This is a genomic window from Enterobacter sp. 241F3, from assembly GCF_034106785.1.
GTDB lineage: Bacteria > Pseudomonadota > Gammaproteobacteria > Enterobacterales > Enterobacteriaceae > Enterobacter > Enterobacter vonholyi.
In genome coordinates this window covers 28,074-52,424 of record NZ_JAWNDD010000004.1, presented here as the reverse complement: position 1 = coordinate 52,424, position 24,351 = coordinate 28,074, and the positions used below count along the sequence as shown (strand labels likewise).

The 24,351-nt window shown below is 54.6% G+C and carries 19 protein-coding genes; 6 read left to right on the top strand and 13 right to left on the bottom strand.

All coding sequences use genetic code 11. The annotated features are described in order from the left end of the window. Nucleotides 1–8: 8 nt before the first annotated feature. From iscS to trmJ, 3 genes are all read right to left on the bottom strand, one after another. Nucleotides 9–1,223 carry a cysteine desulfurase gene (gene iscS, locus UR504_RS13015; protein WP_008502157.1) on the bottom strand — a complete coding sequence of 405 codons (1,215 nt, stop codon included), beginning with the start codon at nt 1,221–1,223 and terminating at the stop codon, nt 9–11. 119 nt (nt 1,224–1,342) lie between these two features. Beyond that, nucleotides 1,343–1,834, bottom strand: a complete 492-nt coding sequence (gene iscR / locus UR504_RS13010; protein WP_045399615.1) for a Fe-S cluster assembly transcriptional regulator IscR — start codon at nt 1,832–1,834, stop codon at nt 1,343–1,345. Between the two features lie 216 nt (nt 1,835–2,050). Further along, on the bottom strand, nt 2,051–2,776 hold the full coding sequence (trmJ, locus tag UR504_RS13005; protein WP_111965142.1) for a tRNA (cytosine(32)/uridine(32)-2'-O)-methyltransferase TrmJ: 726 nt from the start codon (nt 2,774–2,776) through the stop codon (nt 2,051–2,053). 131 nt (nt 2,777–2,907) lie between these two features. On the opposite strand from trmJ, the gene suhB reads away from it, so the two are divergent. Then, nucleotides 2,908–3,711: an inositol-1-monophosphatase gene (gene suhB, locus UR504_RS13000; protein ID WP_003860668.1), complete on the top strand. Its 804-nt coding sequence runs from the start codon at nt 2,908–2,910 to the stop codon at nt 3,709–3,711. 40 nt (nt 3,712–3,751) lie between these two features. Here the strand turns inward: suhB and UR504_RS12995 are convergent, their stop codons facing one another. Further along, nucleotides 3,752–4,732, bottom strand: coding sequence for a nickel/cobalt transporter (locus UR504_RS12995; RefSeq protein ID WP_111965141.1), 981 nt, complete (start codon nt 4,730–4,732; stop codon nt 3,752–3,754). Next, nucleotides 4,723–5,361: a DUF1007 family protein gene (locus UR504_RS12990; RefSeq protein WP_302236197.1), complete on the bottom strand. Its 639-nt coding sequence runs from the start codon at nt 5,359–5,361 to the stop codon at nt 4,723–4,725. The genes UR504_RS12995 and UR504_RS12990 overlap by 10 nt, the downstream gene beginning before the upstream one ends. A gap of 125 nt (nt 5,362–5,486) precedes the next feature. Here UR504_RS12990 and csiE point away from each other — a divergent pair, with 125 nt between their 5' ends. After that, nucleotides 5,487–6,764, top strand: coding sequence for a stationary phase inducible protein CsiE (csiE, locus tag UR504_RS12985; protein WP_133294930.1), 1,278 nt, complete (start codon nt 5,487–5,489; stop codon nt 6,762–6,764). Here the strand turns inward: csiE and UR504_RS12980 are convergent, their stop codons facing one another. Continuing rightward, nucleotides 6,765–7,904, bottom strand: a complete 1,140-nt coding sequence (locus UR504_RS12980) for a 3-phenylpropionate MFS transporter (protein ID WP_302236201.1) — start codon at nt 7,902–7,904, stop codon at nt 6,765–6,767. Nucleotides 7,905–8,077: 173 nt separating this feature from the next. Between UR504_RS12980 and UR504_RS12975 the strand changes: the two genes are divergently transcribed. Next, the gene (locus UR504_RS12975; protein ID WP_302236204.1) at nt 8,078–8,500 is read left to right on the top strand and encodes a DoxX family protein; all 423 of its coding nucleotides are present in this window, start codon (nt 8,078–8,080) and stop codon (nt 8,498–8,500) included. Between the two features lie 901 nt (nt 8,501–9,401). Further along, entirely contained in the window at nt 9,402–10,829 is a 1,428-nt protein-coding gene (locus tag UR504_RS12970) for a PqqD family peptide modification chaperone (protein ID WP_302236207.1), read from the top strand. Nucleotides 10,830–10,943: 114 nt separating this feature from the next. On the opposite strand, the gene glyA is transcribed toward UR504_RS12970, so the two are convergent. Then, a complete protein-coding gene (gene glyA / locus UR504_RS12965) occupies nt 10,944–12,197 on the bottom strand; it encodes a serine hydroxymethyltransferase (protein ID WP_008502165.1) in 1,254 nt (417 codons plus the stop codon). 304 nt (nt 12,198–12,501) lie between these two features. Here glyA and hmpA point away from each other — a divergent pair, with 304 nt between their 5' ends. Continuing rightward, nucleotides 12,502–13,692, top strand: coding sequence for an NO-inducible flavohemoprotein (gene hmpA, locus UR504_RS12960; RefSeq protein WP_149366371.1), 1,191 nt, complete (start codon nt 12,502–12,504; stop codon nt 13,690–13,692). 73 nt (nt 13,693–13,765) lie between these two features. Here hmpA and glnB read toward each other — a convergent pair whose 3' ends face one another. The 5 genes from glnB to purL form a co-directional block, all read right to left on the bottom strand. Then, on the bottom strand, nt 13,766–14,104 hold the full coding sequence (glnB, locus tag UR504_RS12955) for a nitrogen regulatory protein P-II (protein ID WP_003860685.1): 339 nt from the start codon (nt 14,102–14,104) through the stop codon (nt 13,766–13,768). A gap of 80 nt (nt 14,105–14,184) precedes the next feature. Beyond that, nucleotides 14,185–15,522, bottom strand: coding sequence for a two-component system response regulator GlrR (glrR, locus tag UR504_RS12950; protein WP_021241871.1), 1,338 nt, complete (start codon nt 15,520–15,522; stop codon nt 14,185–14,187). Beyond that, on the bottom strand, nt 15,509–16,246 hold the full coding sequence (gene qseG, locus UR504_RS12945) for a two-component system QseEF-associated lipoprotein QseG (protein WP_143345405.1): 738 nt from the start codon (nt 16,244–16,246) through the stop codon (nt 15,509–15,511). The genes glrR and qseG overlap by 14 nt, the downstream gene beginning before the upstream one ends. Before the next feature lies 1 nt (nt 16,247). Then, nucleotides 16,248–17,675 (bottom strand): two component system sensor histidine kinase QseE/GlrK, encoded by a 1,428-nt coding sequence (gene qseE, locus UR504_RS12940; protein ID WP_320739767.1) that lies wholly within the window; start codon nt 17,673–17,675, stop codon nt 16,248–16,250. Between the two features lie 533 nt (nt 17,676–18,208). Next, nucleotides 18,209–22,096, bottom strand: coding sequence for a phosphoribosylformylglycinamidine synthase (gene purL / locus UR504_RS12935; RefSeq protein WP_302236220.1), 3,888 nt, complete (start codon nt 22,094–22,096; stop codon nt 18,209–18,211). 267 nt (nt 22,097–22,363) lie between these two features. Here purL and mltF point away from each other — a divergent pair, with 267 nt between their 5' ends. Continuing rightward, nucleotides 22,364–23,914: a membrane-bound lytic murein transglycosylase MltF gene (mltF, locus tag UR504_RS12930; protein ID WP_271368273.1), complete on the top strand. Its 1,551-nt coding sequence runs from the start codon at nt 22,364–22,366 to the stop codon at nt 23,912–23,914. Here mltF and tadA read toward each other — a convergent pair. Beyond that, nucleotides 23,802–24,308, bottom strand: coding sequence for a tRNA adenosine(34) deaminase TadA (gene tadA, locus UR504_RS12925; RefSeq protein ID WP_271368271.1), 507 nt, complete (start codon nt 24,306–24,308; stop codon nt 23,802–23,804). The genes mltF and tadA overlap by 113 nt on opposite strands. Between the last annotated feature and the right edge of the window lie 43 nt (nt 24,309–24,351).

The following is a 24,351-nucleotide window of genomic DNA, read 5'->3' as shown; positions in this document are numbered from 1 at the left end:
TGTACCGATTAGTGATGTGACCATTCAATGCTGTTCAGATCCACGCCCTGCTTGAACATTTCCCACAGTGGAGAAAGGTCGCGCAGACGGCCAATGGAGTTGCGAACCAGCTTGATGGTGTAGTCAATCTCTTCTTCGGTAGTGAAACGACCTAAAGAGAAACGGATAGAACTGTGTGCCAGCTCGTCGGTCATACCCAGCGCACGCAGCACGTAGGATGGCTCAAGGCTTGCAGAGGTACAGGCAGAACCGGAAGAAACCGCCAGGTCTTTCAGCGCCATGATCAGCGATTCGCCTTCAACATAGTTGAAGCTGACGTTGAGGATGTTCGGAGCACCCTGCTCGAGATCGCCGTTCAGATACACTTCTTCCATATCTTTCACGCCGTCCCACAGACGGTTACGCAGCGTGCGCAGGCGTGCCATCTCGGTTTCCATCTCTTCTTTTGCAATGCGGTAGGCTTCGCCCATGCCCACGATCTGGTGAACAGGCAGCGTACCGGAACGCATGCCGCGCTCGTGACCGCCGCCGTGCATCTGTGCTTCGATGCGGATACGCGGTTTACGACGAACGTACAGCGCGCCGATGCCTTTCGGGCCATAGATTTTGTGGCCGGAGAAGGACATCAGGTCCACTTTCAGCTGGCTCAGGTCGATAGGCAGTTTGCCCACGCTCTGGGTCGCGTCCACGTGATAGATGATACCGCGCGCGCGGCACATTTCGCCGATGGTCGCAATGTCCTGAACAACGCCGATTTCGTTGTTAACGTGCATGATGGAGACCAGAATGGTGTCATCACGCATGGCCGCTTCGAGCTCTTTCAGATCGATAATGCCGTTGCTCTGTGGCGCCAGATAGGTGACTTCGTACCCTTCACGCTCCAGCTGACGGCAGGTGTCCAGCACGGCTTTGTGTTCGGTTTTGCTGGTGATGATGTGCTTGCCTTTTTTCTGATAAAAGTTGGCTGCACCTTTGATCGCCAGGTTGTCGGATTCGGTCGCGCCGGAGGTGAAAACAATTTCACGCGGGTCGGCACCGACCAGGTCAGCAATCTGATTACGGGCGATATCAACCGCCTCTTCAGCATGCCAGCCAAAACGGTGTGAACGGGAAGCTGGGTTACCAAAGTTTCCGTCCAGGGTCAGACACTGCATCATTTTCTCGGCAACACGCGGGTCCACCGGCGTGGTTGCGGAGTAATCGAGATAAATCGGTAATTTCATTGCTCTTTAAACTCCGTACATCGCTTCAATGCAAGGAATCAGGCAACCGGCTGGATGTACGACCGAGTACACGGGGCGAGTCTTCGCCCCGGCCTGATTCTGAAATACTTATCGTTTTATTACGCGCGCAGTTTGACGTCGATAGCGTCTTGCGCGCGGGTGCTGCGTTGGGAATCATGGCCGTGCTGACGGCCCGATACGTCCAGAACTTCCTGGTTATTCACCAGCTCACCGAGGGTGATGTTGTTGAGGAAGCCGGTGAGACGGTCGCTCAGATCGCGCCACAGCGCGTGGGTCAGGCATTTGTCGCCGCCCTGACAGCCGCCTTTACCCTGGCAACGGGTCGCGTCAACGGATTCGTCAACTGCGCTGATCACTTCGCCAACTGCAATACTGCCCGCGTCTTTACCCAGCAGATAACCGCCGCCTGGGCCACGAACGCTGGAAACCAGTCCATTTTTACGCAGTCTGGAGAACAGCTGTTCCAGGTAAGAGAGGGAGATCCCTTGTCGTTCAGAAATATCAGCCAACGGAACCGGGCCCGCTTCGGAGTTGAGCGCAACGTCCAGCATCGCGGTCACGGCATAACGCCCTTTAGATGTCAGTCTCATGTCTTACTTAACCTCAAACTCGCCCCTGCCCGGGGTTTTTTATTGTAAAATGGGGGTATTGCATAGCAGGGCCAAGTCTGACATTCCTGACTAAAATGGTCAACTATTTACTTGACTGTTTTAGTCAGGTATTTAACCTTCTGTGCCTTCATAACCCAGGTGCGGGCTGATGCCCTCACCCCGCCCTTCTCCCACAGGGAGAGGAGGAAATCGACACTACTCTTTATTCTTCTGCTCAATCGACGCAAGAATCCCGCGCAGGATGTTCAGCTCCTGACTTTCCGGACGCGCGCGGGTAAACAGACGGCGCAGCTTGTTCATCACCTGCCCCGGGTGGCCTTCGCGAATAAAGCCGGTTGAGAGCAGCGTCTGCTCCAGATGACCGTAGAAGCGCTCAAGGTCATCCACCAGCGGGTAAGCCGTCTCTTCTTTTGGCTCGACCTCTTTCTCCTGCGTCGCCAGCCACGCCATTCGTACTTCGTAAGCGATAACCTGCACCGCCATCGCCAGGTTCAGCGAGCTGTACTCCGGGTTTGCCGCAATCGCGACGTGATAATGACACTTCTGCAGCTCGTCGTTAGTCAGGCCTACGCGCTCGCGGCCAAACACCAGCGCAACCGGTGCCTGTGCTGCTTCCGAGACACTTTTCAGGCCGCATTCACGCGGATCGAGCATTGGCCACGGCAGCGTGCGTGAACGCGCGCTGGTCCCGACAACGAGGCTGCAGCCGGCCAGCGCTTCGTCAAGGGTATCGACGATCTGGGCATTGCCGATTACGTCGCTGGCACCTGCCGCCAGCGCGATAGCCTGCGAGTCAGGCTTCACCAGCGGGTTAACCAGCCACAGGTTCGTTAAGCCCATGGTTTTCATAGCGCGGGCAACGGAGCCCATGTTGCCGGTATGCGATGTTTCAACCAGCACAATTCGAATGTTTTGCAGCATAATTTTTAATGTCTGAATTCAGTGTCTGAAGAATATTCGGGCATATTATCATAAACGGGAGACATAATCCGATCCCGCTGCTATACTCTGCGCCGATTTTCCTGTTCTTTAACATCCAGTGAGAGAGACCGATGCATCCGATGCTGACCATCGCCGTGCGCGCAGCGCGCAAGGCGGGTAATGTAATTGCCAAACACTACGAAACGCCAGACTCCGTAGAAACCAGCCAGAAAGGCAGCAATGATTTCGTGACTAACGTCGATAAAGCCGCAGAAGCGATTATTATCGAAACGATCCGCAAATCTTACCCACAGCACACCATCATCACCGAAGAAAGCGGTGAACATGAAGGTACCGATCAGGATGTTCAATGGGTTATCGATCCACTGGATGGCACCACCAACTTCGTTAAACGCCTGCCACACTTCTCTGTGTCTATCGCAGTACGCATTAAAGGCCGTACTGAAGTCGCCGTTGTGTACGATCCAATGCGTAACGAACTGTTCACCGCGACCCGTGGTCAGGGCGCACAGCTGAACGGCTACCGTCTGCGCTGCAGCAACGCACGCGATCTGGACGGCACCATTCTGGCGACCGGTTTCCCGTTCAAGGCGAAACAGCACGCGACCACCTACATGAATATCCTGGGCAAACTGTTCACCGAATGCGCGGACTTCCGTCGCACCGGTTCTGCTGCGCTGGATCTGGCCTACGTGGCAACCGGCCGCGTTGACGGTTACTTCGAACTCTCACTGAAGCCATGGGATTTTGCAGCGGGCGAGCTGATCGCACGTGAAGCAGGCGCCATCGTGTGTGACTTCACCGGCGGCCATAACTATATGTCTACCGGCAACATCGTTGCGGGTAACCCACGCGTTGTTAAAGCCATGCTGGCAAACATGCGTGATGAACTGAGCGATGCGCTGAAGCGTTAATCCCGGTAATTCCCTCTCCCTGTGGGAGAGGGGATCCCAACTAAAACGGCCGTAATCCCCTTCCCACCGGCACCGCACTCATCCACATCGTTACCGCAGCCACCAGCAAAATGACCCCGCCCGCCAGCGCAAGCGTGGTCCATCCTACCTGTCGCCACAGTACCGGCGTTTTATTGCCGCTGAGTTTGACCGCCAGCTGACGGAAGCTGTGTACCAGCAGCGCTAAAGACGAAATAGTGAGAGAGGTTCCTGCTGCCATCGCCAGCGCGGACAGCATGCCCCAGCCGAACACGCCAATCACCTTACTGAACAGCAGCACCATGATGGCACCCGAGCACGGACGCATGCCCATCGAGAGAACAATCATCAGCCGCGCACGCCAGTCGTCGCCGTTCTGTAATTGTTCCTGCGTGGGCAAATGCTGATGCCCGCAACCGCAGTTTTCATCATGAACGTGGTGCGGCGTAAAGGATTTGAACGTTGGCTTTCGCAGCAGCGCACGCAGCTTTTTCAGCGCCCGCCAGCAGAGGATCAGCCCCAACACGCCGACCAGCGCGTAGCTGCCCTTCTCAAGCCAGAAACTGCTCATGTGCAGCTGGCGCGCGGGAAGCTGTAACAGCGAAAGGACGACCACGACCAGCGCAATCGCCACGCCGCCCTGAAGCAGCGAGGAGGCCAACGTCAGGCCGATACTTGATTTCAGCTTTGATGGATGCGTGGCGAGCCAGGTTGTGATGACAATTTTGCCGTGCCCCGGCCCCAGCGCGTGCAGCACGCCATAGATAAAGCTGAACGCCAGCAGGGAACCGCCCGCCTTTGTCGGATTCTCCGCCACCGCCTTCAGCAGACCGCTCATCTGCTGGTTGACCTCACGCTGCCAGATAATGCTTTTCATCATGACCTGCGGCCAGGCCTGCCACAGCCACATCGCGCCGCAAACGGCGAACAGCAAAAAGATCGCCAGCGGCCAGAGGTGCAGCCAGCGACGCTGTTTTCGAACCGGAGAAGAGATCACTGACATTGTAACGTCACCTCCTGCGCGAACTGTTTACCCAATTCCATGTCCTCAGGCGGGGCATCTTCCTTGTCGAGGGAGACCGCAAAGTTCAGCGTCTCTTCGCTGGGCTTCGGGGTATGAACGCCGATTTTGCAGCTTTTTTGCAGCGCGTCCGGCAGCAGCACGTCGCTGTCTTTGCCATAGCGCATGTCGACATAATAGGTAGGGTCAAAGGTGGAAAAGCGATACGTTTGCCCCGCCAGCGGCTGAGGGTGCGCCAGCGGGAGCACGAACGTCAGCACCGCCTGGTGCCCTTCGCGCGTCATCCCGTATTCCGTGGGTCGGTTCAGAAATTTGACCTTTTGCCCGTTATGCCAGAACTCGGTGAAATAGTGCTGGCCGAGCACGTTGGCCATCACTTCTGCCGCCAGCTTTTTCCAGATTTCGTCACCGGGCTTCGCGTTTCCCGCATCATAGAGCAGATCGGCCGAGGTGATTTCATCCATCGTCCAGCGCATTTTCAGGCCGCTGAGCTGCGTGCCGTCGGTGACCAGCTCGGTCTGGAGGTCAATAAAACTGTGAGGGTGTGCGCTGGCGGTGAAGCTGATAACCGCCAAAAATAACGCCATCGCACTTTGTTTAACTGTTTGCATCAATTCCTCACGTCAAAAATTCTGTGATGTTCCCCAGCAATCCTGAATGAAAGGCCTGCCGGCGCGCTTTTCAGCGTTCATCCTTTAGCTATTCTTATCAAACATTCACACTGGATACCCGACAGATGATGACGACGCTTGAAATTCCATCTGTGCTTTCCAGTTCGCAGCGCCGCTGCCAGGTGCTTTTGATGCTTTACCTGCCCGATGCTGCCGTCACCGCACAGAGCATAATTGCTGCCAACGGCGTGGACGACGCGATGGCACGGCAAGATATAGCCGAGACGCGCGATGAAATCCAGCGCTATCACCGGCTGGATATCGTCACGCACCACGACGGCAGCTACCGGATTGAAGGCACAGCCCTGAATCAGCGTTTATGCCTGCTGCACTGGCTGCGCCGGGCGCTGCGGCTTTGCCCGCAGTTTGTCTCGCACCAGTTTACCCCCGCATTAAAAACCGCGCTTAAACAACACGGCATCGCGCGTCCGCTTTACGACGATGCGAACCTGCGGGCGCTGATCGGCTTCTGCTCTCGCAAGCTGCAGCGCCAGTTTGAATGCCGCGACGTCCAGTTTTTACAGCTCTATCTGCAATACTGCCTTATTCAGCACCAGCTCGGGAATACGCCGCAGTTTTCCCACGTTCAGCGCAGCTGGACCCAGTCGAGAGGGGAGTATTTTACGGCGCAGGAGATCGTGCGCCACTGGAGACGGCGCGTCCCGCAGGGTGCCCACGGGGATGAACAGCTGTTTCTGGCGCTGCTGTTTATGATGCTCCGCACGCCCGACCCGGTGCTCGATAAACACCAGCAGGATCAGCGATTGCGCCGGGCCATCGTACGCATGGTCGCCCGCTTTCGCTCGCAGACCGGGATGAACTTCAGCGATGAGCAAGGGCTCACCGATCAGCTGTATATCCACCTTGCTCAGGCGCTGGACCGCTCGCTGTTTGAGATCGGCATCGATAATAGCCTGCCGGAGGAGATCCACCGTCTCTATCCCCGGCTGTTACGCACCACGAAGGAAGCGCTGTTTGAGCTGGAAGCGGAGTTTGGGCTGCGTTTTTCCGATGAAGAGATGAGCCTCGTGGCTGTGATTTTCGGTGCCTGGCTGATGCAGGAGACCGATCTGCACGAAAAACAGGTGATCCTGCTGACGGGAGAAGATAAAGCCAGTGAGGACCTGATTGAACAGCAGCTTCGCGAGCTGACCCTGTTGCCGCTCAACATTCGCTATCTGACGCTGCAGGCTTTTCAGAAAGAGGGGGCACCGCGCGAGGCCGCGCTGGTTATCACCCCCTACCCTACGGCCCTGCCGCTGTTCTCGCCGCCGTTGATTCATGCCGTTGAGACATTGAACGCGCAGCAGCAAGAACATATTCGCGCCATGCTGGAATCGTAGTTACGCGCGTGCGGCCACTTTCGGTCGAACAAACATTGCCGGTAGCGCCACCAGCGCCATTACCCAGAACACGCCATTCCCCAGGTGCTGGTAAAGGAACCCCGCAAAGACCGTCATGATCGCGATACTGCCCCCCATGGCTACCGCCGAATAGACGGCCTGCAGACGAATAACGTCTCCGCCCTCGCGCGCTGCGATATAGCGCATGGCCGCCAGATGGCACACGGTAAAGGTGCCGCAGTGAAGGATTTGCGCCACAATCAGCCACGGCAGATCGGTCGTCCAGCCCATAATCCCCCAGCGCGCCACGCCGCACACGGCGGAAAGCAGCAGCAGGTCACGTGCGCCAAAGCGTCGAAACAGCTTCTTGCTCAGGGCGAAAATAATGACTTCGGCCACCACGCCCAGCGACCAAAGATAGCCCACTGCAGAAGCAGAATATCCCGCTCCCTGCCAGTAGATGGCGCTGAAGCCATAGTACGCCGCATGTGCCCCCTGAAGCAGACAGACACACGCCAGAAAACGCCAGCTCTGTGCAACTAGGCTCCGCCACGCGGGCCAGCCCGCGCTCTCCTGATTGCGACTTTCCCCTTGCGGCATCACCGACGGTCGCAGCAGCATGCCCAGCAGCATCGAGGCAATACCGATACTCAGCAGGGCAAGAATGGCGCGGTAATCGTAAAGGCTGACCAGTTTCCCCACCAGCGCAGAGCCAATCACAAAGGCGATAGAGCCCCACAGGCGCACGCGACCGTAGTCCATGGTGATCTGCTTTTGCCAGGTGTTCGCCAGGGCATCCGTCAGCGGTACCAGCGGCGAGAAGAACAGGTTAAAGCCGACCATCACCACCATCAGCCAGGCAAACTGGTGGCTGACCCAGAAGCAGGCCACAAAGACCAGGGTCAGCAGAGCAAGAATGCGCACGGCCTTGATCAGTAAGGAGGGATCGCTGACGCGCGGGGCAATCAGCAGGCTGCCGAGGAAACGCGCCACCAGCCCGGCCCCGAGCAGGACACCGATGGTCTCGGGCGTCAGGCCGATACCCTTAAGCCAGACGCTCCAGAAAGGCAGAAAAATGCCGTAGCTAAAGAAATAGGTGAAATAACTGAGCGCCAGCCAGCGCGTGGAATGCAAGACCATGAATCCCTCCCGAAATCGAGGCCATAGTCTGGCGAGAATATAAAAATTAAGCAAGTAGATAGCCTGCTATAAATTAACGAAAATTTAACATCTTGTGCAATCGTCTGGCTTATGGCAGGGAATGAAAATATGTATTACGTTTAAATTACTCCACTAGCAGAGGTTTTTCTGCCATGAACTCACTACGTTATCTCGATTTCGGCCAGTCACGTCACCTGCTGCTGCTCATTGGCCGCATCGCACTTGTCGTGCTGTTTATTATCTTTGGTTATCCAAAACTGACGGGGTTTAGCGGCACCGTACAATACATGACCTCGCTGGGAACGCCGATGCCCATGCTGGCGGCCATTATTGCGGTAGTGATGGAAGTGCCTGCCGCCATCCTGATCGTTCTGGGCTTTTTCACCCGTCCTCTCGCGGTACTGTTTGTATTCTATACCCTCGGAACAGCGGTGATTGGACACCACTACTGGGATATGACCGGTGATGCGGTCGTGCCGAATATGATTAACTTCTATAAGAACGTCAGCATTGCTGGCGCCTTTATTTTGCTGGCCATTGTCGGACCTGGGGCCATTTCCCTTGACCGACATTAGTAATGTATCACCTCTAACTGCCCTGCATTATGCAGCCTATCTATAAATCTACCCCCAAGACCCTTTATCCTCTATGGAGAGAGGGTTGCGGCTAAGTAGATCAAGCAAGTTTTTTCTTTCTTTGTTACATCACTCACTTTAGATGCCAACTCTTTATGTGCATGTGTTCATACAATAAAGAATTGAGATTTCACAACGTGTATCCAATCACTGACGTTCAAAAGTCGACTCTAACCCTTAATGATTCATCATAATCGAAGAAAAAACTAACCAAACTACAATAGTTAGTATTTTAAATAATGCGTTGAAAGTACTCATCTTAAACTGAATCCATAGCCCTGCGTCAATACCTACCATAAATTGCACCTAAGCTATCTCTCTGAAAACACTTTAAAATCAAGCTCATTGCAATAGATGGACCTCATATTTCCGCAGTGCATTATTTTAATTTTTTAGAACTCAACTATTCATATAATCACAAGAGACAATACAATGCATTCATCACACCAATAACATATTAATTAGCTAAAAACCATCAAAGTTTGATTTAAAATAAGTTTATTGTTAATCAGTTGGAATACGTTATGAGGGAAGGCAAAAGACATCCTCAAGGAGAACAATGTTATGATGTACAAAAAACCTGAAGTTATGGCTCAGAGCACAACAAAAATGGCTGAGTGTCGTCCAAATAGCAAACCAAGCGGAAGGCCTTGCAATCCTCCGAAACCTGGCGGACGCTAATATCTATTGATTAGACTCTATTATATTAGAACACCTCAATAATATTATTCAATGAAATAGCTTCCATTTGAAGATGCTTCATACGGGAGGCTATTTCATTTTCCTTATAACCATATTACACCCTCCAATTCGAGCAATTTTGCTAATGAGGTCTTCAGATATGTTCCTCAAGAAAAAACAAAATATAATTTTTAGAGATTATCAAAACTTTAGTTATATAACTGATAATAGAGATTACAGTTATCTACCATCTAATGGTAATAACATCGGCGATAAAATTTTATCAGAAAGCGGAACAATATTCTATTTAGCTTTAAAAGATTACCCGCAACAAATTGAAGACATTGCAAATGAAATAAAAAAAAGCTTTACCAATGTTGATACTGAAACAATTGTAAATGATGCGAAGGATTTTCTCAATTCTCTTCATATGAGTGGATTTATTGCTGCAGGTAATACCAAACAAGAATGTCTGGATGATGACAAAAAATTCTCATATAATATTTTAAACCAAGAAAACCCTGAAGATAAAAACGAATCAACCATTGATTTTTTTGATAAACATTTTCAAGGTAAATATCAACTAAAAAGCGTACATATAGAAATAATAAGTAAATGTAACGAGAGGTGTGTTCATTGTTATATTCCGCACAAAAATAAAATAGCTGCCATGGAAGCGGAGTTATTCTTCAGGATAATAGAGCAATGCAAAGAAATGAACGTATTGCATTTGACATTAAGTGGTGGTGAACCCATGCTTCATAAGCACTTCTCTCAGTTCTTGAGGAAGTGCAGGCACGATAATTTTTCAATAAATATTCTAAGCAATCTCACATTACTAAGTGATGATATTCTAAGAGAAATGAAAAAAAACCCCTTACTTGGCGTTCAGACATCTTTATATTCAATGAATCCTGTTATTCACGATGGCATAACCCGAAAAAAAGGCAGTTTTGAAAAAACAAAAGCATCCATTTTAAAACTTATTAATAACAATATTCCCTTACAAATCAGTTGTCCTATAATGAAACAAAATCGTGAAAGCTATAAAGGTGTTTTAGACTGGGCAAAAGCACATGGAATACAAATTGGGGATGATTATTCTATCATTGCAAACTATAATCATTCCACCGAGAACTTATCATGCAGGCTATCACTTGACGAAATAGAAGCAATAATTAAAGACAAAATCAATAGCAGCGAAAATTTTAGCGAAGAACAAATAATAACAAAAAAAGATCCTAACGAATTTATTTGTAGTGTGTGTAACAGCTCAATTTGTATTTCAGAAACGGGTAACATATATCCATGTGCAGGATGGCAAGGATATAGCATAGGTAATATAAACACATCGAAACTAGATAATGTTTGGAATAATTCAGCCCAAGTGAATTATTTGAGGAACCTACGTTTACGTGATTTCCCTGAATGTTTAAAGTGTACCCAAAGAGATTTCTGCACCATGTGCATGGTGAGAAACTCTAATGAAGATAAATGTGGAGACCCCTTAAAAGTAAATAAATTCTTTTGCGATGTTGCAAGAATTAAAAAACAAATAATCGTCAACAAAATAGGGGGCGTAAATTAATAATTCTATAAATTACATTTCTCTTTATTCGGTGCAACATCAATATATTCAACCAATTGCGCCCATAAAAAAGGCCGCAAGAGCGGCCTTTTTTATTTCTGCAAAGCAGATGAATTATGCGTATACCGGGAAGCGTGCGCAGATATCCAGAACTTTACCTTTGACGCGCTCGATTACCGCTTCGTCATTGATGTTGTCCAGAACGTCACACATCCAGCCAGCCAGCTCTTTCACTTCCGCTTCTTTGAAGCCGCGGCGAGTCACGGCCGGAGAACCGATACGAATACCGGAGGTCACGAACGGGCTCTTCGGATCGTTTGGCACGCTGTTTTTGTTCACGGTGATGTTGGCGCGGCCCAGGGCAGCGTCAGCTTCTTTACCGGTCAGGTTCTTATCAACCAGATCCAACAGGAACAGGTGGTTTTCAGTACCGCCGGATACCACTTTGTAGCCACGGTTCAGGAACACTTCCACCATCGCTTTGGCGTTCTTAGCAACCTGCTGCTGGTAAACCTTAAACTCTGGCTCCATCGCTTCTTTCAGCGCTACCGCTTTTGCCGCGATAACGTGCATCAGCGGGCCACCCTGCGCGCTTGGGAACACCGCGGAGTTCAGTTTTTTGTACAGCTCTTCGTCACCGCCTTTCGCCAGGATCAGGCCACCGCGTGGACCCGCCAGGGTTTTGTGGGTGGTGGTGGTCACAACGTGAGCGTGTGGAACCGGGTTCGGGTAAACGCCTGCGGCGATCAGACCCGCAACGTGCGCCATATCAACGAACAGGTAAGCACCGATGCTGTCTGCGATTTCACGCATTTTTGCCCAGTCAACGATACCGGAGTAAGCGGAGAAGCCACCGATGATCATCTTCGGTTTGTGCTCTTTAGCCTGCTTCGCCATGTCTTCGTAGTCAATTTTACCGGACTCATCAATACCGTAAGGGATGATGTTGTACAGTTTGCCGGAGAAGTTAACCGGGGAGCCGTGAGTCAGGTGGCCGCCCTGCGCCAGGTTCATACCCAGAACGGTATCGCCCGGCTGCAGCAGCGCGGTGTAAACCGCGAAGTTAGCCTGAGAGCCAGAGTGCGGCTGCACGTTCGCGTAGTCAGCGCCAAAGAGTTCTTTCGCACGGTCGATAGCCAGCTGCTCAACGATATCAACGTACTCGCAACCGCCGTAATAGCGTTTGCCCGGGTAACCTTCAGCATATTTGTTGGTCAGCTGAGAACCCTGCGCCTGCATAACGCGCGGGCTGGTGTAGTTTTCGGAGGCGATCAGTTCGATGTGCTCTTCCTGACGTACTTTTTCCTGCTCCATAGCCTGCCACAGTTCGGCATCATAATCGGCAATGTTCATTTCACGCTTTAACATCCGCATCTCCTGACTCAGCTAACAAGTAAATTTTGGCCTGAAAAGGCAGTCCTGTTGGACGACGGGCAACAGTATAACTGATTAGTTCTGTGATAACAGGTCTTGACAAACGATTTTACGCAAACGTTTTCCTACCCGCCACGCAAGGGTTTGAGGAATAAAGCTCTCGCCCTTTCCAGCGGATTTCTTTTCAGGTTTGTGATGCATATTTTTCATCTTGCAAAGAACCATTTACAACGCAGGGGTATTTTTTATAAGATGCATTTAAAATACATTATTAAAGTCACATCGGAAGGAAGCAGCTATGCTCGACGCTCAAACCATCGCTACCGTAAAGGCCACCATTCCCCTGCTGGTGGAAACCGGCCCTAAACTCACCGCCCATTTCTACGATCGCATGTTCACGCACAACCCGGAGCTCAAAGAAATTTTCAACATGAGCAACCAGCGCAACGGCGATCAGCGTGAAGCGCTGTTCAACGCCATCGCGGCCTACGCCAGCAATATTGAAAACCTGCCAGCATTGCTGCCTGCGGTGGAAAAAATCGCGCAGAAACATACCAGCTTCCAGATCCAACCTGAACAGTACAACATTGTGGGCGGACACCTGCTGGCAACCCTGGACGAGATGTTCAGCCCGGGCCAGGAGGTGCTGGACGCGTGGGGTAAAGCCTACGGGGTGCTTGCAAACGTGTTTATCAACCGTGAAGCGCAGATCTACAGCGAAAACGCCAGCAAGAACGGCGGCTGGAAAGGCACGCGAGCGTTCCGCATCGTTGAGAAAACGCCGCGCAGCGCTTTAATCACCAGCTTCGAGTTTGAGCCGGTGGACGGTCAACCGGTGGCCGATTACCAGCCAGGGCAGTATCTGGGCGTGTGGCTGAAGCCTGAAGGATTCCCGCATCAGGAGATCCGCCAGTATTCCCTTACCCGCAAGCCAAACGGCAAAGGCTACCGCATTGCGGTGAAGCGTGAGGACGGCGGTCAGGTTTCCAGCTGGCTGCACAACGAAGCTAACGTGGGCGACGTGGTGCATCTGGCCGCGCCGGCGGGCGATTTCTTTATGGCCGTTGACACCAATACGCCGGTCACGCTGATCTCTGCGGGCGTCGGCCAAACGCCGATGCTGGCGATGCTCGATACGCTGGCAAGATCACACCACGGGGCGCAGGTTAACTGGTTCCATGCAGCCGAAAACGGCGACGTGCACGCTTTTGCGGATGAGGTGAAAACGCTCGGGGCCTCCCTGCCGCGCTTCACCGCGCACACCTGGTATCGCCTGCCGACGGAAGCTGACCGCGCAGCTGCCCGCTTTGACAGCGAAGGTCTGATGAATCTTAGCCAGCACGAAGGCCTATTCAGCGCACCGGAGATGCAGTTCTACGTCTGCGGGCCGGTGGCGTTTATGCAGTATGCCGCGAAGCAGCTGGTTGAGCTGGGCGTGAACAAGGACAACATTCATTACGAATGCTTCGGGCCGCATAAGGTGCTGTAATGCAAAAAGCCCCTCGTTTGAGGGGCTTTTTTTCGTCGGATGGCGGCTGCGCCTTACCCGGCCTGGAAAATATTTAAATCGCCGCGTCGTCTTCTTCGCCGGTACGGATACGGATCACGCGCGCCACGTCGAAGACGAAGATTTTACCATCGCCAATCTTGCCGGTCTGCGCCGTGCGGATAATGGTGTCCACACAGGTATCGACGATATCGTCGCTGACCACGATTTCAATTTTTACTTTCGGCAGAAAGTCGACCATGTACTCTGCGCCACGGTAAAGCTCGGTGTGGCCCTTCTGACGACCAAAACCTTTCACTTCCGTCACGGTCATCCCGGTGATGCCGACTTCCGCCAGCGCTTCACGCACATCATCCAGTTTGAAAGGTTTAATAATCGCATCAATCTTTTTCATGGTGGGTCCTTAAACTCTTGCCTGTAAGCTGCCTCGTAATCGATTGCTCACAGTATCATATTCAAGCGAATTTTGCGGTACTACTCTTTAAAATCGTTCGCTTCAAGCTCATGACGTGACAGCAGCTTGTAGAATTCGGTACGGTTGCGTCCGGCCATGCGCGCCGCGTGGGTCACGTTGCCTTTAGTGATCTGCAATAGCTTGCGCAGATAGTTCAGCTCGAACTGATTGCGCGCTTCTGCAAACGTCGGCAGAGCCGTGTTTTCCCCTTCCAGCGCCTGCTCCACCAGCGCGTCGCTGATCACCGGTGACGAGGTCAGCGCCACGCACTGCTCAATCACGTTCACCAGCTGACGCACGTTACCCGGCCAGCTTGCGGCCATCAGCCGCTTCATCGCATCGGTGGAAAATGCGCGCACGAACGGTTTATGGCGGTCGGCCGCCTGGCGCAAAAGATGGTTCGCCAGCAGCGGAATGTCTTCCGCACGTTCCGCAAGCGCAGGGATCTTCAGGTTAACCACGTTCAGACGGTAGTAGAGATCTTCGCGAAACTCGTTGCGAGCCATCACTTTTGGCAGATCGCGGTGGGTTGCCGAAATAATTCGCACGTTAATATCGATATCGCGGTTGCTGCCCAGCGGGCGCACTTTGCGTTCCTGCAGCACGCGCAGCAGCTTGACCTGCAGCGGCGCGGGCATGTCACCAATCTCGTCCAGGAACAGCGTGCCACCTTCCGCGGCCTGGAATAGCCCTTCCCGGCTGCTTACCGCCCCGGTGAATGCGCCGCGGGCGTGACCAAACAGTTCCGATTCAAGCAGCTGCTCCGGGAGCGCGCCACAGTTAATCGCAATAAAAGCGTTCTTGCTGCGCGGGCTGGCGTTATGAATCGCCTGCGCCAGGATCTCTTTCCCGGTTCCGCTCTGGCCGTTGATGAGCACGCTGACGTCAGACTGCGCTACCATCCTCGCCTGCTCTAGCAGGCGCAGCATCACGGGGCTGCGGGTGACGATAGACTCCCGCCACGCCTCATCCCCCGCCGGAGCAGCATGTTCCAGCGCGCTGTCGATAGCCTTATACAGCGCGTCTTTGTCCACCGGCTTGGTCAGAAAGCTGAATACCCCCTGCTGCGTCGCGGCAACCGCATCCGGGATAGACCCGTGCGCGGTCAGGATAATCACGGGCATACCCGGCTGCTGCTTCTGGATCTCCGCGAACAGCTGCAGGCCGTCCATTTCATCCATCCGCAGGTCGCTTATCACCAGATCGATTTTCTCGCGGCTGAGAATTTTCAGCCCCTCCAGCCCGCTTTCCGCGGTCACGACGCTGTAGCCCTCACTCACCAGACGCATCCCCAGCAGCTTTAATAGCCCGGGATCGTCATCCACCAGTAAGAGATGGGCTGGTTTACGGCTCGTCATGCTTCACGTCCTCTTGTTTCGGCGTATCGCTGTCCGGCGCAGCGGATGAACTCCCCGGCTGATATTTACGCGACGAGAGCTGTCTTTCGATATCGGTCAGGTTCTCCAGCTTACGCGTCGTGGTATCCAGCTGGGTACGTAAATGTTGCTGCTGCTGACGCAGCGTATCAAGCTCGCTGTCGGTTGACTGTTGCAGCTTGCTGTAGCGGGAGCGCTCTTCAGAAAGCTGAAGCTGTAGCGTCTGGCCATCGCGCCAGAGCTGGTATACCGGGCGTACCTGTACGGGTAGATTGACCACAAACGTGTCCAGTCGGGTTACATTGACGCGGCGTTCGACGGGGGTGATTTTGGCATCAGCCAGCAAAATGCCGCGCTTGAAAGCGTCCTGCCAGGTGTCGTCGTCCAGCATCGCCGCCTTCGAGCGGGCGTCTACCGGCGCCAGACGCTGGGCGCAATCTATTCCACGCAGCCAGAACAGCGGGTTGCTTTCGACGTCATGCCCTGACAGGTTCCAGATGTCTTCGCAGCGGGTCGAGAGGAAATCGGCCAGCTGGTTATCGGGCCATTTATCTTCTTGTTTATCGCTAATGGCACTTTGCGGCACATGGGAAACACACCCTGCCAGAAATAAACAGGGCAGGCTCAGGCGAAGCGTGCTGCGGGAAAACACCGCGCGTACGGCGCGGGAAAAGACGTGTGACATACTCACCAGACATAGATTCATTTTATTGATTTTTCCGGCTCAGGGGCAGTTCAATACGGAAGCAAACATCCGAACGTTCGTCCGTGGCAATGTTTAGCTCACCCTGCATGCGTCGTATGCAGTCCCGGGCAATGCTCAAGCCCAGACCGCTTCCTTTCACCGCACCTTTCCGCTGATGACTCCCCTGGAAAAAAGGCTCGAAGATCATGGTTTTTTCGTCATCGGGGATCGGGGTGCCGGTGTTAGCGACGTCGATAAACACCCGGGAACCCTTCGTATAGCTTCGGATATAAATGTTACCGGATTCAGTACCATAGTGCACCGCATTGGAATAAAGATTATCCAGCACGCTCATTAGCAGCATGGGTTCAGCCAGACAGGTCGGCGCATTCAGCTCTACACCGGTATGCATCATTTTAGCTCTTGCTGGCAAGCTATGGGCGGATAACACCATATCCACCAGCGGTTCAATTTCGACGTTTTCCAGTACGACCGCCCCGTCAGCCAGCTTGCGGTTGTAATCCAGCAGTTGCTCAATCAGCTTCTGTAGATTACGGCTGCTGTTATCCAGGATCTCGACAATTTCTTCCTGTTCGGGCGTAAGTGGCCCTGCCACTTCATCCGCCAGCAGCTCCGTTCCTTCGCGCATGCTGGCCAGCGGCGTTTTAAGCTCATGGGAGATATGGCGCAGGAACTGATGACGCTGTGATTCAAGCCACGCCAGGCGCTCGGACAGCCAGATAATGCGCTGGCCTACGGATCGCAGCTCGCGGGGACCTTTAAAGGCGACCGTATCCCCGAGCGATTTCCCCTCCCCCAGGCGGTTGATCATCCGCTGGATACCCTTCACCGGGCCGATAATCATGCGGGTAAAGAGCAGAACCAGCCCGAGGCTCACCAGGAACAGCACCAGCGCCTGCCAGCCGAAGAACTGGCCGCGCTCGGCAATCTCCTGCTGAAGCTGCTGACCGCGGGAGAAAATCACCGTACGCGTTGACTGCACCATCTCGGTGTTGGCACTGGCAAAAGCTTCGAGGCGTGCGGCGGCCGCCGCATCCGGGCCGCTGTTACTGCATTGCAGTTGCGCGAGATCGTTCAGATCCTGACGTAACGCCTGATACAGCCTGTCGTCAGGCAAAACCCCCGCATGAGCGTCCAGCATTTCGCTGTAGCGTTTGCGCTGACTCTGATAAACCTTTTCCAGCGTTCGATCGTCAAGCACGCAATACTGACGATAGCTACGCTCCATCTCCAGGGCGGCGTTGGTCATCGCTTCACTGCGTCTGGCGTCGATGAGCGTCGTGCGGTTGGTCAATGCCGCCTGCGCGCTCAGCGCGTTCAGACTTTGCCACGCCTGCCAGGCAAGGATCAGCAGCGGCAGCAGAATCAGCAGGAAGGCCATCATGACGAGCTGCCGCAGGGAGCGGGGGAAAACGGTCCAGCGTTTCAACGCATTACTCTCTTAATGGGGGTTTACGCAGAGCGTAACTGAGTCTGCCCTTCAGATACAACAAAGCCGGGTAAAAACCCGGCTTTGTCATGGAATGAGGCGGTGCCTAACTCGACGTTTCGCCCTGGCCTGATAAAGCATCGCTATGATCAGTAGTTGGACGGCAGGCACCTTTTTGTGCGTCATTCGAAGTTTATGTAGCGCTTCCCGAAGGGGCTGACATAAGAAGGTGAATGAGCCACTGGCTAATATTATGCAACACCCGTGCCAGAATGCAAAACAAAATATTAACATATTGAAATATATGTTTTTTACTCGTTGAGCTTGTTAATTATCGGTTGAATGATTTTCAGGCTAAGTGTCGCTATTAAGCAACACCTTAACGGAAACCTTTCCTGCCATATATAAATCAATAGCTTAAGTGTCTCTTTTTGGAGACACTAAAATTGCCGGTCTGTCGCAATTATGCGACACAAATAAAAAACCCGGTTGAGCTTTCGCTTACCGGGCCTGGAAGGATATGGGACTAAAACTTAACCCAATTGCTTACGCGCATTGCGGAAGATACGCATCCATGGGCTGTCCTCGCCCCAGTTTTCCGGGTGCCAGGAGTTGCTCACGGTGCGGAACACGCGTTCCGGGTGCGGCATCATGATGGTCGCGCGACCGCTTTCGCTGGTTACCGCCGTAATACCGTTAGCGGAGCCGTTCGGGTTAGCCGGGTAGGTTTCCGTGACTTTGCCGAAGTTATCGACAAAGCGCAGTGCCACCAGGCCTTTGCTCTCCAGCTGAGCCAGATGCGCGGCATCACGCACTTCTACCTGACCTTCGCCGTGGGACACCGCGATTGGCATCTGTGAACCGACCATTCCCTGCAGCAGCAGAGACGGGCTCTGGGTCACTTCCACCAGGCTGAAGCGCGCTTCGAAGCGGTCAGACTGGTTACGCACAAAGCGCGGCCAGGCTTCGCTGCCCGGGATCAGTTCGCGCAGGTTAGACATCATCTGGCAGCCGTTACACACGCCCAGCGCCAGGGTCTGCGGACGGTGGAAGAAGGTTTCGAACTCGTCGCGCACGCGGCTGTTAAACAGGATGGACTTCGCCCAGCCTTCGCCTGCGCCCAGCACGTCGCCGTAGGAGAAGCCGCCGCACGCCACCAGCGCCTGGAAATCTTCCAGACCGGTACGTCCGGCCAGCAGATCGCTCATGTGGACGTCGATAGCGTCAAAGCCCGCGCGGTGGAAGGCCGCAGCCATCTCAACGTGGGAGTTAACGCCCTGCTCGCGCAGCACCGCCACTTTTGGACGCGCGCCGGTCGCAATGTACGGCGCAGCGATGTCTTCGTTAATATCGAAGGAGAGCTTCACGTTCAGGCCAGGATCCTGGTCATTGGCCTTCGCGTTGTGCTCCTGATCGGCACATTCCGGGTTATCACGCAGGCGCTGCATCTGCCAGGTGGTTTCCGCCCACCACATGCGCAGCGTGGTGCGGCTTTCGCTGAACACGGCATGGCCGTCTGCTTCAATGACGAAGCGGTCGCCCTGAACGGCTTTACCCAGATAGTGCACGCAGTCTGCCAGTCCGTGCTTCGCCAGAATCGCTTCAACCGCATCGCGATCCGCCGCACGCACCTGAATCACGGCGCCCAGCTCTTCGTTGAACAGCGCAGCCAGACGGTCTTCGCCAAGCGTAGCGATGTTGGCTTCCACGCCACAGTGGCCGGTGAAGGCCATCTCTGCCAGGGTCACCAGCAGGCCGCCGTCGGAACGGTCATGGTAGGCCAGCAGCTTACGCTGCGCCACCAGCGCCTGGATGGCGTCGTAGAAGCCTTTCAGCTGCGCAACGTCGCGCACATCGGCAGGCTTGTCGCCGAGCTGACGGTAAACCTGCGCCAGCGCGGTGGCGCCCAGCGCGTTGTGGCCTTTACCCAGGTCAATCAGCAGCAGGGCGTTGTCTTCGGTCGCAAGCTGCGGCGTAACGGTGTGACGCACGTCTTCCACGCGGGCAAACGCGGTGATCACCAGCGACAGTGGAGAGGTCATCTCGCGCTGCTCGTTGCCTTCCTGCCAGCGGGTTTTCATCGACATGGAGTCTTTGCCCACCGGAATGGTCAGGCCGAGGGCTGGACACAGCTCCTCACCCACCGCCTTCACGGCTTCATACAGGCCAGCATCTTCGCCAGGGTGGCCGGCTGCGGCCATCCAGTTTGCGGAGAGCTTGATACGTTTAATGTCGCCAATCTGCGTCGCGGCGATGTTGGTCAGCGCTTCACCGACCGCCAGACGGGCAGATGCGGCGAAGTCCAGCAGCGCCACCGGGGTGCGTTCGCCCAGCGCCATCGCTTCGCCGTAGTAGCTGTCGAGGCTCGCGGTGGTCACGGCGCAGTTCGCCACCGGGATCTGCCAAGGGCCGACCATCTGGTCGCGGGATACCATACCGGTCACGGTACGGTCGCCGATGGTCACCAGGAAGGTTTTCTCTGCCACAGCAGGCAGGTGCAGCACGCGGTTAACCGCTTCTGCCACGGTGATGCCCTGGCGATCCAGCGCTTTGCCCGCCGCCTTACGGGTCTGCACGTCGCGGGTCATCTTCGGCGTTTTACCGAGCAGGACGTCGAGCGGCAGATCGATCGGCTGATTGTCGAAATGGGTATCGCTCAAGGAGAGATGCTGCTCTTCGGTCGCTTCACCGATGACGGCATACGGCGCGCGCTCGCGGCGGCACAGCTCGTCAAACAGCGGCAGCTGGTCCGCCGCAACGGCCAGCACGTAGCGCTCCTGGGATTCGTTACACCAGATTTCCAGCGGGCTCATGCCCGGTTCATCGCTCAGGATGTCGCGCAGGTTGAAGCGACCGCCGCGGCCGCCGTCGCTCACCAGCTCCGGCATGGCGTTGGATAAGCCGCCCGCGCCTACGTCATGAATGAAGAGGATTGGGTTGGCATCACCCAGCTGCCAGCAGCGGTCGATCACTTCCTGGCAGCGGCGCTCCATCTCAGGGTTGTCACGCTGCACGGACGCGAAGTCGAGATCCGCATCAGACTGGCCGGAGGCCATCGAAGAGGCCGCACCGCCGCCCAGACCGATGTTCATCGCCGGGCCGCCGAGTACGATCAGCTTCGCGCCGACGACGATCTCGCCTTTCTGCACGTGATCGGCACGGATGTTGCCGATCCCGCCTGCCAGCATGATCGGTTTGTGGTAGCCGCGCAGCTCTTCGCCGTTGTGGCTGTCCACTTTCTCTTCATAGGTACGGAAGTAACCGTTCAGCGCCGGACGGCCAAACTCGTTGTTAAACGCCGCGCCGCCCAGCGGACCTTCGGTCATGATATCCAGCGCGGTCACGATGCGCTCTGGCTTGCCGAAATCTTCTTCCCACGGCTGTTCAAAGCCAGGGATGCGCAGGTTGGAGACGGAGAAACCGACCAGACCCGCTTTTGGTTTCGCCCCACGACCGGTCGCCCCTTCGTCACGGATTTCGCCGCCGGAGCCGGTCGCCGCACCCGGCCATGGGGAGATCGCCGTCGGGTGGTTGTGGGTTTCCACTTTCATCAGAATATGCGCAGGCTCCTGATGGAAGTCATAGCGCCCTGCTTCGCGATCGGCGAAGAAGCGGCCCACCTCGGAACCTTCCATCACCGCGGCATTGTCTTTATAGGCAGACAGCACGTGGTCAGGGGTTTGTTCCATGGTGTTTTTGATCATTTTGAACAGCGACTTCGGCTGCTGTTCGCCGTCGATGATCCAGTCGGCGTTGAAAATCTTATGGCGGCAGTGCTCAGAGTTGGCCTGCGCGAACATGTAAAGTTCGATGTCGTTCGGGTTGCGGTTGAGCTTAACGAACGCGTCCTGCAGGTAGTCAATTTCGTCTTCTGCCAGCGCCAGGCCGAGACGCAGGTTGGCGTCGATCAGCGCCTGGCGGCCCTGCCCCAGCAGGTCCACGCTCTGTACCGGCGCAGGCTGATGGTGGGAGAAAAGCTTTTGTGCGTCATCAAGAGAGGCAAACACGCTCTCCATCATGCGGTCGTGCAATTCACCCGCAACCGCCTGCCACTGCGCGTCGCTCAGGGTAGAGGCTTCGACGTAGTACGCTACGCCGCGCTCCAGACGGTTAATCTGGCTCAGGCCGCAGTTGTGGGCAATGTCGGTGGCTTTGGAAGACCAGGGGGAGATGGTGCCCGGACGCGGCGTCGCAAGGATCAGTTTGCCGGTTGGCGTATGGCTGCTGAGGCTTGGGCCATACTTGAGCAGGCGTTCCAGCTGTACGCGCTCCTCTGCATTCAGGGGGGCATTCAGGTCAGCAAAATGGACATACTCAGCGTAAATATTGCTTACCGGAAGGTCGGCCGCCTGAAAACGTGCCAGCAGTTTAGTGATACGGAAGGCAGACAGTGCAGGCGAACCACGCAGAATTTCCATCATAAGTCTCTCGTCTTCGAAGCGCCGGGGCGCTTACAGTGTGCGCAAGGGGGGAAAACGGGCGTCATTATAGAGAATCCTGAGCGCCGACGAAACCGTTTGCGTCGAAATAAAATTTGCCCAGAGGTTTAACAATAGATGTGACCTGTCTCTCTAATTGGTTGCCAAGTGGCGCAAGTTTACGCAAAATGCCGCTCATTCAATGGCAAACCTTATTATTAACATGGCTACAGCAAACTGAGGCAATCGGCGTCGCAGAGAATTAACTAATTGAAAAAATTAAAGATTAATTATCTGCTCATCGGCATTGTAACGTTGCTGTTGGCAGTGGCCCTCTGGCCTTCTATCCCCTGGTTCGGCAAAGCCGAAAACCGTATCGCCGCCATTCAGGAGCGGGGGGAATTGCGCGTCAGTACCCTCAACTCCCCGCTCATTTACAGCGACATCAATGGCAAAATCATTGGTCTGGATTATGAGCTGGCACAACAGTTCGCCGATTATCTTGGCGTGAAGCTTAAAATCACCGTCCGCCAGAATATCAACCAGCTTTTTGACGACCTCGATAACGACGATGCCGATATGCTTGCCGCCGGGCTGGTGTATAACAGCGAGCGCAGCAAGAACTACCAGCCGGGCCCGACCTACTACTCCGTTTCGCAGCAGATGGTTTACCGCGTCGGGAGCCTGCGCCCGCGCTCGCTGGCTTCGATTAACGATCGGCAGCTGACGATTGCGCCCGGCCACGTGGTGATTGACGACCTGCGTGAGCTCAAGGAGAAAAAATATCCCGACCTGAGCTGGACGGTGGATCCGAAACTCGGCACGACGGAGCTGCTTGAGCAGGTAAAAGACCAGAAAGTGCCCTACACCATTGCCGATTCGGTCGCAATCAGCCTGTTCCAGCGCGTGCACCCTGAAATCGCCGTGGCGCTGGACGTTACCGACGAGCAGCCCGTGACCTGGTTTAGCCAGCTTGATGACGATCAGACCTTCTCTGCCGCGATGCTTGATTTTTTCAACACCATCAATGAAGACGGTACCCTGGCGCGTCTGGAGGAGAAGTACCTCGGGCACGGCGATGACTTTGACTACGTTGACACCCGCAGCTTCCTGCGCGCGGTAGACAGCGTCCTGCCGGACCTGCAGCCGCTGTTCGAAAAATACGCCCAGGAAATTGACTGGAAACTGCTGGCGGCCATTTCGTATCAGGAATCCCACTGGGATACCCAGGCCACGTCCCCGACTGGCGTACGTGGTTTGATGATGTTAACCAAAAATACCGCGCTGAGCCTGGGCGTGAATGACCGTACCGATGCCGAACAAAGCATCAGCGGCGGTGCGCGTTATCTGCAGGATATGATGGCCAAAGTACCGGAAACGGTGCCGGAAGAGGAGCGGATCTGGTTCGCGCTGGCGGCCTACAATATGGGCTATGCGCATATGCTGGATGCGCGAGCATTGACGGCCAAAACGAAAGGCAACCCGGACAGCTGGTCAGACGTAAAACAGCGCCTGCCGCTGCTGAGCCAGAAGCCATGGTATAACAAACTGACATACGGCTACGCGCGCGGGCATGAAGCCTACGCCTACGTGGAAAATATCCGTAAATATCAGATTAGCCTGGTCGGGTATCTGCTGGAGAAAGAGAAAGAGGCGACGGAGGCCAAACGGCTGGCTCAAAGCTACCCTGTCGTGGCGCCGGACGAACTTAATCGCCCGACGGCTTCAATTCTGCCTTTTGCTGCTTTTTCTGCTGACGGCGCATTCGAAAGAAATCACTTAATAGCCCCGAACACTCTGGTGCAAGCACCCCGCCGATAGTCTTCACCTGGTGGTTCATCCCCGGGTGACCCAGCACGTCCATCAGTGAACCGGCCGCGCCGGTTTTTTCATCCCGCGCCCCGAAAACCAGAGTCCCGATCCGGCTGTGCACCATCGCCCCGGAACACATCACGCACGGCTCCAGCGTCACATACAGCGTGGTATCAAGCAGGCGATAGTTTTGCAGCACCAGACCGCCCTGACGAAGCGCCATGATTTCGGCGTGCGCGGTAGGATCGTGGCGGCCAATCGGACGGTTCCACCCTTCGCCAATCACCTGGTTATTGTGGACCAGCACGGCGCCTACGGGCACTTCGCCCTCGTCCCAGGCACGCTGAGCGAGCGTTAGCGCGTGGCGCATCCAGTATTCATGATTGTATTCAGGGATGGACAACGGTTGATTCTCCAGTCGAAAAGCGGCGGCATTATACACACCC

Excerpts from the sequence above, each read along its gene's own strand:
- qseG (WP_143345405.1), bottom strand. The coding sequence starts at position 16,246 with ATGAATCTATGTCTGGTGAGTATGTCACACGTCTTTTCCCGCGCCGTA.
- glyA (WP_008502165.1), bottom strand. The coding sequence starts at position 12,197 with ATGTTAAAGCGTGAAATGAACATTGCCGATTATGATGCCGAACTGTGG.
- iscR (WP_045399615.1), bottom strand. The coding sequence starts at position 1,834 with ATGAGACTGACATCTAAAGGGCGTTATGCCGTGACCGCGATGCTGGAC.
- glrR (WP_021241871.1), bottom strand. The coding sequence starts at position 15,522 with ATGACGAGCCGTAAACCAGCCCATCTCTTACTGGTGGATGACGATCCC.
- hmpA (WP_149366371.1), top strand. The coding sequence starts at position 12,502 with ATGCTCGACGCTCAAACCATCGCTACCGTAAAGGCCACCATTCCCCTG.
- iscS (WP_008502157.1), bottom strand. The coding sequence starts at position 1,223 with ATGAAATTACCGATTTATCTCGATTACTCCGCAACCACGCCGGTGGAC.
- UR504_RS12970 (WP_302236207.1), top strand. The coding sequence starts at position 9,402 with ATGTTCCTCAAGAAAAAACAAAATATAATTTTTAGAGATTATCAAAAC.
- UR504_RS12990 (WP_302236197.1), bottom strand. The coding sequence starts at position 5,361 with ATGCAAACAGTTAAACAAAGTGCGATGGCGTTATTTTTGGCGGTTATC.
- UR504_RS12980 (WP_302236201.1), bottom strand. The coding sequence starts at position 7,904 with ATGGTCTTGCATTCCACGCGCTGGCTGGCGCTCAGTTATTTCACCTAT.
- trmJ (WP_111965142.1), bottom strand. The coding sequence starts at position 2,776 with ATGCTGCAAAACATTCGAATTGTGCTGGTTGAAACATCGCATACCGGC.
- csiE (WP_133294930.1), top strand. The coding sequence starts at position 5,487 with ATGATGACGACGCTTGAAATTCCATCTGTGCTTTCCAGTTCGCAGCGC.
- UR504_RS12975 (WP_302236204.1), top strand. The coding sequence starts at position 8,078 with ATGAACTCACTACGTTATCTCGATTTCGGCCAGTCACGTCACCTGCTG.
- glnB (WP_003860685.1), bottom strand. The coding sequence starts at position 14,104 with ATGAAAAAGATTGATGCGATTATTAAACCTTTCAAACTGGATGATGTG.
- UR504_RS12995 (WP_111965141.1), bottom strand. The coding sequence starts at position 4,732 with ATGTCAGTGATCTCTTCTCCGGTTCGAAAACAGCGTCGCTGGCTGCAC.
- purL (WP_302236220.1), bottom strand. The coding sequence starts at position 22,096 with ATGATGGAAATTCTGCGTGGTTCGCCTGCACTGTCTGCCTTCCGTATC.
- suhB (WP_003860668.1), top strand. The coding sequence starts at position 2,908 with ATGCATCCGATGCTGACCATCGCCGTGCGCGCAGCGCGCAAGGCGGGT.